Source organism: Methylobacterium sp. WL119 (assembly GCF_008039875.1).
GTDB lineage: Bacteria > Pseudomonadota > Alphaproteobacteria > Rhizobiales > Beijerinckiaceae > Methylobacterium.
In genome coordinates, this window is sequence record NZ_VRUU01000153.1 from 1 (window position 1) to 8,325 (window position 8,325).

10 protein-coding genes are annotated in these 8,325 nt (G+C 71.2%); 4 read left to right on the forward strand and 6 right to left on the reverse strand.

Annotated features, from left to right (window positions below; translation table 11 throughout):
• Nucleotides 1-96 precede the first annotated feature (96 nt).
• From FV227_RS26900 to FV227_RS26925, 6 genes are all read right to left on the reverse strand, one after another.
• A complete protein-coding gene (locus FV227_RS26900; protein ID WP_147860323.1) occupies nt 97-1,446 on the reverse strand; it encodes an MFS transporter in 1,350 nt (449 codons plus the stop codon).
• 78 nt (nt 1,447-1,524) lie between these two features.
• On the reverse strand, nt 1,525-2,265 hold the full coding sequence (locus FV227_RS26905) for an NADPH-dependent F420 reductase (RefSeq protein ID WP_147727692.1): 741 nt from the start codon (nt 2,263-2,265) through the stop codon (nt 1,525-1,527).
• Nucleotides 2,255-3,184: an aldo/keto reductase gene (locus FV227_RS26910; protein ID WP_147727691.1), complete on the reverse strand. Its 930-nt coding sequence runs from the start codon at nt 3,182-3,184 to the stop codon at nt 2,255-2,257. The genes FV227_RS26905 and FV227_RS26910 overlap by 11 nt, the downstream gene beginning before the upstream one ends.
• A gap of 111 nt (nt 3,185-3,295) precedes the next feature.
• On the reverse strand, nt 3,296-3,634 hold the full coding sequence (locus tag FV227_RS26915; RefSeq protein WP_147727690.1) for a hypothetical protein: 339 nt from the start codon (nt 3,632-3,634) through the stop codon (nt 3,296-3,298).
• A 66-nt stretch (nt 3,635-3,700) separates the two neighbouring features.
• On the reverse strand, nt 3,701-4,147 hold the full coding sequence (locus FV227_RS26920; protein ID WP_147860324.1) for a CHRD domain-containing protein: 447 nt from the start codon (nt 4,145-4,147) through the stop codon (nt 3,701-3,703).
• Nucleotides 4,148-4,261: 114 nt separating this feature from the next.
• Nucleotides 4,262-4,690, reverse strand: coding sequence for a helix-turn-helix transcriptional regulator (locus FV227_RS26925; RefSeq protein ID WP_147727688.1), 429 nt, complete (start codon nt 4,688-4,690; stop codon nt 4,262-4,264).
• Between the two features lie 241 nt (nt 4,691-4,931).
• Between FV227_RS26925 and FV227_RS26930 the strand changes: the two genes are divergently transcribed.
• The 4 genes from FV227_RS26930 to FV227_RS26945 all read left to right on the forward strand — a co-directional run.
• Entirely contained in the window at nt 4,932-6,023 is a 1,092-nt protein-coding gene (locus FV227_RS26930; RefSeq protein ID WP_147727687.1) for an acyltransferase, read from the forward strand.
• A 254-nt stretch (nt 6,024-6,277) separates the two neighbouring features.
• A complete protein-coding gene (locus FV227_RS26935; protein WP_210246746.1) occupies nt 6,278-6,379 on the forward strand; it encodes a K(+)-transporting ATPase subunit F in 102 nt (33 codons plus the stop codon).
• A gap of 14 nt (nt 6,380-6,393) precedes the next feature.
• Nucleotides 6,394-8,109 carry a potassium-transporting ATPase subunit KdpA gene (kdpA, locus tag FV227_RS26940; RefSeq protein ID WP_147727686.1) on the forward strand — a complete coding sequence of 572 codons (1,716 nt, stop codon included), beginning with the start codon at nt 6,394-6,396 and terminating at the stop codon, nt 8,107-8,109.
• A gap of 3 nt (nt 8,110-8,112) precedes the next feature.
• Nucleotides 8,113-8,325 (forward strand): hypothetical protein (locus tag FV227_RS26945; RefSeq protein ID WP_147862918.1); only part of this gene is annotated, 213 nt, incomplete at its 3' end.

Sequence of the window (8,325 nt, forward strand, 5' to 3'; positions counted from 1 at the left end):
CTCGTCGGCCGGGCGCTCGGCGACCGCCACGCGGGCGCGCCCGTCCTTCGGCCGGTCCGGGTGCGCGCCCGCCGCCGCTGAGCCGCCGGCCGGGCCTCAGATCCCGTCGGCGTAGCCGGGGGCTTCGGCCGCCCGCGCGGCACGGTGGCGCCGCTCCTGCGCCCGCCCGAGCCATAGGCTGTTGACGAGCCAGGCCGCCGAGAGCGGCACCGCCACCACCGAGGCCGCCGCCGCGCCGAACCCGAGCGCCCCGAGGCCGGCATAGGACCACGCGCCGGCCTGGTCGCCCAGGCGGTAGACCACCGTGTCGATGAAGCTCTTGGCCTTGTAGCGGTCCTCCCGCGGCACCACCGTGAACAGCACCTCGCGGATCGGCCGGCTGATCGCGAAGTTGCCCGCCCGCCGCAGCACCTGGAAGCCGACGATGGCGGCGATGGACGGCGCCAGCGCCAGCAGCCCGAAGCCGAGGATGCTCAGCGCGGGCAGGATCGCCAGGGTGAGCCCGACGCCGATCCGGCGCACGATCCGCCCGGTGAGGAAGAACTGCACCCCCAGCGTCAGCACGTTCACCGCCAGGTCGACGCCGGCGAAGAACGCCGTCTGCGCCGCCCGGTCGGGGAAGCTCGCCTTGGCGATCGCCGCCTGCTGGAAATACAGGTAGGTCGAGGTCACCGAGAACAGCAGCAGGAACAGCGAGATGTTCAGGAGGTAGGGCGAGGCGAACGTCCGGGTGACGCCGGCGAACACGCTGCCGCCGATCACCTGTCCCGTCCCCTGCTCCGGCCCGCCGGACGGCGCCTGCCGCAGCCGTTCCGACAGGCGGGCGAGCCCGCGCATGCTGAACACGGCGCATTCGAGCAGCGCGACCGCGCCGAGCATCAGGCCCCAGGTCGGCACGGTCTTGGCGAGCAGCGCGGTCGTCGCCGAGCCGGCGATCGCCCCGAGCGTCGCGCCGGCCGCGATGAAGCCGAACAGGCGCTTGCCCTGGCTCGTCGAGAACACGTCGACGATGGTCGCCCAGAAGATCGACACCACGAACAGGTTGAAGATCGAGAGCCAGACGAAGAACACCCGCCCGATCCACACGTCCCAGTCCGGCGGGGCGAGGTAGAGCGCCAGCGCGAACAAAAGGATGTTGGCGCCGAAGAACCGGTAGGTCAGCGGCACGAAGCGCGCGCGCGGCATGCGCTTGACCAGCCAGGCGAAGGGCAGGTTCAGCGCCAGCATCCCGACCAGCGTCGCCGTGAACAGCCAGGGCAGGTTCTCGATGCCGCCGGCCACGCCCATCTGGTCGCGGATCGGCCGCAGCACGTAGTAGGCGGCCAGGATCGAGAAGATGTAGGCCCAGGACCAGGCCAGGGCCGGCCCCTCTCCGGGCCGGACGCCGATCAGGCGCGCGAGGGCGTTCGAAGGCGCGGCCTCGCTCGGCGGCGTTGCGTGATTCATCGGGTCAACTTGTTGCAAGGACCGGCTCCGACGCGCCCTCCCCCGCAGAGGGGAGAGGGAGTTGCCCGGTGGCCATCGTCACGGCGTCAGCCCGAGGGTCTTGCGCAGCTCCGGCGCGGTCTTCTCGTGGCCGAAGCCCGGCGAGCCCATGGCGAACTTGCTCGCGTCCTTCAGGCCGCCGACCACCACCGGGTCGAAGCCGGCATCGTGCACGAGGCCCTCGGCGACCTTGAGGGCGCTGGCGTCGTCGCCGGCGATCGGGATCGCCATGCGGCCGCCGGCCCGGTCGGCCCCGCCGTTGGCGCCCTCCTTGGCGAAGACCTTGTAGTTGGCGGCGTTGAACGCCCGGACGAGCCTGGCGCCGGGGAAGTACTTCTCCGAGGTGGCGCCGATGCCGTTGGCCTGGACCTCGTCGTAGAGCTCGCCGTCGCGCGCCTTGGTGGCGTTGCCGGCATCGAGCACGACCTTGCCCTTGAGCGCGGCGGCGTAGGATGTCGAGAGCTCCGGATAGGCCTTGTACGGCACCGCCACGAGCACCGCGTCGCCGAAGGCGATCGCCTCCTCGGGCGTGCCGGCCTTGGCCTTGCTCCCGAGGGCCTCGATCAGGGCCTTCAGGGTCTCGGGATGGCGGGAGGAGAACATCACCTCGTGCCCGTCCTTGACCCAGAGGCTCCCGATCGTGCCGCCGATGTTGCCCGAGCCGATCACGCCGATCCGGATTTTCTTGGATGCTTCCTGCGCCATCGCCGGAAACGCGAGGCATGCGAGGCCGGCGATGAGCGCGGCACGACGGGAAAGTCCCAAAAGGTCAGAGCGCATCGATGAAGGCCTCCATTCGTTTCCGCTCGGCCGCGTCGGGCAGGCGCCCGCGGGCTGCGGCGAGGTTGTCCTCGACGTAGGCGACCTTCGCCATGCCGGGGATCGGGCAGGTCACGGCCGGGTGGCCGAGGACGTATTTCAGGAAGAATTGCGGCCAGGTCTCGCAGCCGAAGCCCTTGGCGAAGTCCGGCACCGCCTTGCCCTGGACCGCCTTGAACAGGCGGTCGCGCCCGAACGGCACGTTGACCATCACCGCCTGCCCCCGGTCGGCGGCGAGCGGCAGGATGCGCTCGGCGGCCTCGCGGTTGTCGATCGCGTAGTTGACCTGGATCGCGTCGAGGGTCTCGCCGCGCATCACCCGCTCCAGCCCGTCGAACTGCCCGTCGCGCCAGACCGTGACGCCGAGGTAGCGGATCCGCTTCTCGGCCTTGAGGTCGCGCAGCACCGCGAGGTTCTCGGTCGCGTCGATCAGGTTGTGCACGGCCAGCAGATCGATCCGCGCGACCTTCATCCGCGCCAGCGAGCGCTCGAACTCGGCGCGCGTCGCCTCGCGGCCGGTGGTGTCCACCTTGCTCGCCAGGAACACCTTCTCGCGCAGGGCCCCGTCCGGGAGGATGAGGCCGAGCACGTCCTCCGCCGTGCCGTAGCTCGGGGCGGTGTCGATCACCGATCCGCCGAGCGCCACGAAGCGCTCCACCGCCGCCCGCAGCGGCGCGACGGCGTCCGGCGTCGGCGCGACCTCGTAGCGGCGCGAGGTGCCGATGCCGACCACCGGCAGCAGCTCGCCCGTCGACGGGATCGGCCGGCGGATCAGCGCCTCCTCCGCCGCGAGGGTTTGGGCCAAGGGTAGCAGCCCGGCGGCGGCGATCAGCGCGCGGCGGGACAGGCGGCTGGGTGCGGAAGAGGCTGCGAGAGGCATCGCGGAAGGCTCCGTGGCGCAAGGCGTGCCGGGACTCAACTAGGGCAACCGTGAGTAAGCGCCCGCCTTTTCTCGATTGTGACTCCGCGAGCCGTTCGGGCGGCTCTGCGATCAATCCTCTTCCGGCGGATCCTCGAACTCCGCGCCCTCCGTGTCGGGGGCGATGCGGAACCGGTACTCGTCGATGGCGAGGAACGCCCGGTGCACCGCCTGCGGGTCGAGGCCGTCGCGCACCACCAGGGTCTGGAAGTCGATGAACAGGCGGGCGATGCGCGCCTCCCCCGTCAGGGCTTGGAGGGCCGAGGAGCCGGCCCCGCCGCGCATCATGAAGCGCTTGGCCGCGCCCTCCGTGTCGGGGAGGGGCAGCACCGCGACCTGGCCGGCGGTGTCCGGGCGCAGCTCCGCCCAGCGCGCCGGCGTCCAGGCGATGATGGCGTCCGATTGCTTCACCGACCGAGCCTCCGCATGCCGTCCCCCGGCGAGCGGCCTACAGAAAGCGCGCGGCCCGGAAAAGGCCTACGGCGCGCGCACCACCTGCCCGCGGATCTCGCCCTTCGGGTTCGCGGCGGTGTGGAGGTTGACGTAGATCTTGCCCGCGACGAGGTCGGCCGCCTTGGCGTCGTCGATCGTGGCCGAGCCCTCGAACGGGCTGGCGGCGGCGGTCACCGGGATCAGCACGCCGGCATTGGCGCCGGCCTCGGCCGGACCATGGAAATGCGCGGCCGTCACGGGCCCGGTCAGCCCATTGTAGCTGCCCTTCCAGGTCAGCGTCTTGCTCGCCGGATCGTAGGTCGCCGAGACCTCTCCGGTGCCCTTGCTGTCGTTGGCGGGCACTTCCGAGCTTGCCTTCAGCGCAGCCCGGTACGCCAGGCCTTCGGCTGCCGACGCCCCGGAGACGGTCGCGGACAGCGCGAAGGCGGACAGCGCCAATGCGGCGAAGCCGCCGCGGACGATGCGGATCATCGGATCCTCCCTTTCGGCAAGCCGGCGTGGCTCGCATCCGGGAAGATAGGCGCATCGGAGCGCCCGGCGATCACGTTGTCGCGTGCGGCCGGCGCCGTGGCGTCGGCCCGCGTGTCAGGCGATGTCGGAAGCGGACGCGTCGGGCGTGCTGGCGCGGGCGATCCGGGCGGCGGACTTCACCATCGCCAGGACGTCGCGGCGCATCTGCAGGTCGGCGATCGCGGCGTAGGCCTTCAGCAGCTCCGCGGCGCCGGCGATGCCGAGGAAGGGCAGGCTCGTGCCGTCCTCGAAGCTGCGGGCCTCGCCGGGCTCGCTCTCGAAGAAGGTCGAGACCGGGACGCCGAGATGGTCGGCGATCGTCTGCAGGCGGCCGGCGCCGACGCGGTTGCGGCCCTTCTCGTACTTCTGGACCTGCTGGAAGCTTACCCCCAGCGCCTGGCCCAGGGCGGTCTGGCTGATCCCGCGGGCGGCCCGAAGCACCGCGATGCGGTTGCCGACGGTGTGGTCGGCATCGGTCGGCTTCTTCTGTTCCGCGGTCGTCATGGGGCTGGCGTCACAGGGTTCGTGCTGTCGGGCGGGATGCCCGGATGTGCGGTGTAACCGGCGCTCTCGGAATATAATCAAGAGGAGCACTGTAATCGTGGTATCAATCTATACCTTTCCAACGGTGCAGCCACGCTTTTTTCGAATGGCCGGTATCCCGCACGGCAGGGGTCGACGTTTCTTAAGGCAACCGCGCTGTCATGGCGTGACGGGAACGCGTTGCGGAAAACGTACCTAAAGTATGTCGATTGATTCGGGCAACACCCCCGTCCGCCCCATCGGCCGAATCCGATCCATCGACGCCCTGCGTGGTCTCGCCGCAACGATGGTGATGCTGCACCATTACCTCTTCAGCTACGAAGGCCGCATCGGGCCGCATGTCGACCGCGTTCCGAGCTTCGCCGCCGGGCATTTCGGCGTCGAGCTGTTCTTCATCCTGAGCGGTTTCGTGATTGCCGGTACGCTCGGGCGGACGCCGTCCCTCGGAGACTACGCCGTGCGGCGGGTCGCGCGGCTGTATCCCGCCTTCCTCGTCTGCTCGGGGGTCACGCTGGGGATCTTCGCCCTCGGCGGCCCGAATCCCGTGGGGATCACGCCGGGCGCGGCCCTCGCGGGTCTGACGATGCTCAGTTCGCTGATCCGGGTGCCGCCGATCGATCCGTCCCACTGGACGCTGACCTACGAGGTCGCCTTCTACGCCCTCGCCGCCCTCGCCCTGATCCATAGGGGCCCGGCGACCGATCCCGGGCTGCGCCTGGAGCGGATCTGCGCCGGATGGCTCGCCGCGGCGTTCGTCGGCACGCTGGTCCTTCCGGTCCGGACGCTGCAGGTGGTCGTGCTCCTCAACCTTCCCTTCGCGCTGCTGTTCGTGATTGGGGCGATGCTCGCGCGCCTCGCGGCGGGCGCGCTGACCCCCCTCGGCCTCGGGGCGCTCGCCGCCGTGTTCGGCTTCACCGCCCTCGGGCCCGCCGTCGACTACGGCGGCGTCGGGACGGGCTTCTATGTCCTGCTCGTGCTCGGCTTTGCCGGCACGGTCCTCGCCGCCGCGACCGGGCGGCTGCCCTGGCTCGGCTGCGCGCCCCTGGTTTTCCTCGGGGCGATCTCCTACCCGCTCTACCTCGTCCACCAGATCCTCGGCTACGCGATCATCCGGGCGCTGGAGGCCGGCGGATGGTCGTCCGGATCGGCGATCCTCGCGGCCGTCCTCGCCTCGGTCGGGCTCGCGACCGTGATCCGCTACGCCGTCGAGACGCCGGGACAGCGCGCGATCCGCCGCGCCTTCGACCGGACGCGGTCGTCCGTGCCCGACACCGCCGAGCCGGCCCGATCCTGATGGGATCCTTATGGATTCGGCGCCGCCTCCCTCTCGCATTCCTACGGCGCGTCCGGCCACTCTGACGATCACGGCAAGCAGGTCGCCGGGGCGGATCGGTCGAAGCGGACCGGTCGGCCCACGACCGCGTTGCCGGCTCCTCGTCGTCCGGACGCCCGCCATGCTCGACCTCGTCTTCCTCGCCGAAGGCCTCGCCTTCTTCGCCCTCGCGGTCGGCTATGCCGGCCTGTGCGCGCGCCTGTGAGGGCCCCGCCATGCCCTACGGCCTGTCTCTCGACCTGACCCTCGGCGCCCTCGTGACGGTCGGCCTCCTCGCCTACCTCGCCTACGCCCTCGTCCGCCCCGAGCGGTTCTGAAGGACACCAAGCCCATGACCGTGAACGGCTGGATCCAGATCGCGCTCTTCTGCGCGGTCGTGCTGGCGCTCGTGCGCCCCCTCGGCGGCTACATGACCCGCGTGTTCGCGGGCGAGCGGACGTTGCTCTCGCCCGTGCTCGAGCCGATCGAGCGCGGGCTCTATCGCCTGGCCGGCATCGACCGGACCCACGAGCAGCACTGGCTCGCCTACGCCACCGCGATGCTCGTCTTCCACGCGGCCGGCTTCGTGCTGCTCTACGGCCTGCTGCGGCTGCAGGCGGCCCTGCCGCTGAACCCGGACGGGCAGGGCGCCGTGGCGCCGGACCTCGCCTTCAACACCGCGGCGAGCTTCGTCACCAACACCAACTGGCAGTCCTACGGCGGCGAGACCACGCTCTCGTACCTGTCGCAGATGCTGGGGCTGACCCACCAGAACTTCCTGTCGGCCGCGACCGGCATCGCCCTGGCCGTCGCCCTCGTCCGGGGATTCTCGCGGGCCTCGGCGCGGACGGTGGGCTCGTTCTGGGTCGATCTCACCCGCTGCACCCTCTACCTGCTGCTGCCGCTCTGCGTCGTGTTCACGCTGTTCCTGGTCTGGCAGGGCATCCCGCAGACCTTCGGCGGCGCCGTCGCGGCGACGACGCTCGAGGGCGCGCAGCAGACCATCGCGGTCGGGCCGGTGGCGAGCCAGGTCGCGATCAAGATGCTCGGCACCAACGGCGGCGGCTTCTTCAACGCCAACGCCGCCCACCCGTTCGAGAACCCGACCGCGCTGTCGAACTTCGTGCAGATGGTCTCGATCTTCGCGATCGGCGCCGCGCTCACCAACCTGTTCGGCCGCAGCGTCGGCGACGAGCGTCAGGGCTGGGCGATCCTGGCCGCGATGGCCGTGCTGTTCGGGGCCGGGATCGCGGTCACCTACGGCGCCGAAGCCGCCGGCAGCCCGGTCCTGAACGCGCTCGGGCTTCCCGGCGGCAACATGGAGGGCAAGGAGATCCGGTTCGGGATCGTGGCCTCGGCGCTGTTTGCCGTCGTCACCACCGCCGCCTCCTGCGGCGCGGTCAACGCCATGCACGACTCGTTCACCGCGCTCGGCGGCATGATCCCGCTGATCAACATGGAGCTCGGCGAGATCATCGTCGGCGGCGTCGGCGCCGGGCTCTACGGCATGCTGGTCTTCGTCATCGTCACGATCTTCGTCGCCGGGCTGATGGTCGGGCGCACGCCGGAATACCTCGGCAAGAAGATCGAGGCGCGCGAGGTGAAGATGGCGATGCTCGCCATCCTCTGCCTGCCGCTGATGATGCTCGGCGGCACCGCGCTCGCCACCGTGGTCGCGGCGGGGCTCGCGGGGCCCGCCAATGCCGGCCCGCACGGCTTCTCCGAGATGCTCTACGCCTTCACCTCGGCGGCGGCCAACAACGGCTCGGCCTTCGGCGGGCTGACGGCGAACACGACCTTCTACAACACCACGCTGGCGGCCGGCATGCTGGTCGGGCGGTTCTTCGTGATCGTCCCGGCGCTCGCCATCGCCGGCGCGCTCGCCGCCAAGAAGACCGTGCCGGCCTCGTCCGGAACGTTCCCCACCGACGGCGGCCTGTTCGTCGGGCTCCTCGTCGGCGTGATCCTCATCGTCGGCGGCCTGACCTTCTTCCCGGCGCTGGCGCTGGGGCCGATCGTCGAGCACCTCGCCGGCGGCCTCGGCCAGACCTTCGCGGCGGGGGGCTGACCCGTGGGCCGCACCCTCCTCCACGCCGCCCCCCGCACAGCACACCGCCCCTTGCCGCGGCGCAAGCGGGGCGCGCAGCGCCCGCGCCCGGCCGTCGCCGGGCGCCGCCCGCCGGTCCGGGTCTCCGACCTGATCCTGGCGATGCTGAGCCTCACCCTCCTCGGCGCCCTCGGCCTGATGGCCGGCGCCGCCCTCCTCGGCCGCGCGCTCGGACAC

Excerpts from the sequence above, each read along its gene's own strand:
- FV227_RS26900 (WP_147860323.1), bottom strand. The coding sequence starts at position 1,446 with ATGAATCACGCAACGCCGCCGAGCGAGGCCGCGCCTTCGAACGCCCTC.
- FV227_RS26905 (WP_147727692.1), bottom strand. The coding sequence starts at position 2,265 with ATGCGCTCTGACCTTTTGGGACTTTCCCGTCGTGCCGCGCTCATCGCC.
- FV227_RS26910 (WP_147727691.1), bottom strand. The coding sequence starts at position 3,184 with ATGCCTCTCGCAGCCTCTTCCGCACCCAGCCGCCTGTCCCGCCGCGCG.
- FV227_RS26920 (WP_147860324.1), bottom strand. The coding sequence starts at position 4,147 with ATGATCCGCATCGTCCGCGGCGGCTTCGCCGCATTGGCGCTGTCCGCC.
- FV227_RS26925 (WP_147727688.1), bottom strand. The coding sequence starts at position 4,690 with ATGACGACCGCGGAACAGAAGAAGCCGACCGATGCCGACCACACCGTC.
- FV227_RS26930 (WP_147727687.1), top strand. The coding sequence starts at position 4,932 with ATGTCGATTGATTCGGGCAACACCCCCGTCCGCCCCATCGGCCGAATC.
- FV227_RS26935 (WP_210246746.1), top strand. The coding sequence starts at position 6,278 with ATGCCCTACGGCCTGTCTCTCGACCTGACCCTCGGCGCCCTCGTGACG.
- kdpA (WP_147727686.1), top strand. The coding sequence starts at position 6,394 with ATGACCGTGAACGGCTGGATCCAGATCGCGCTCTTCTGCGCGGTCGTG.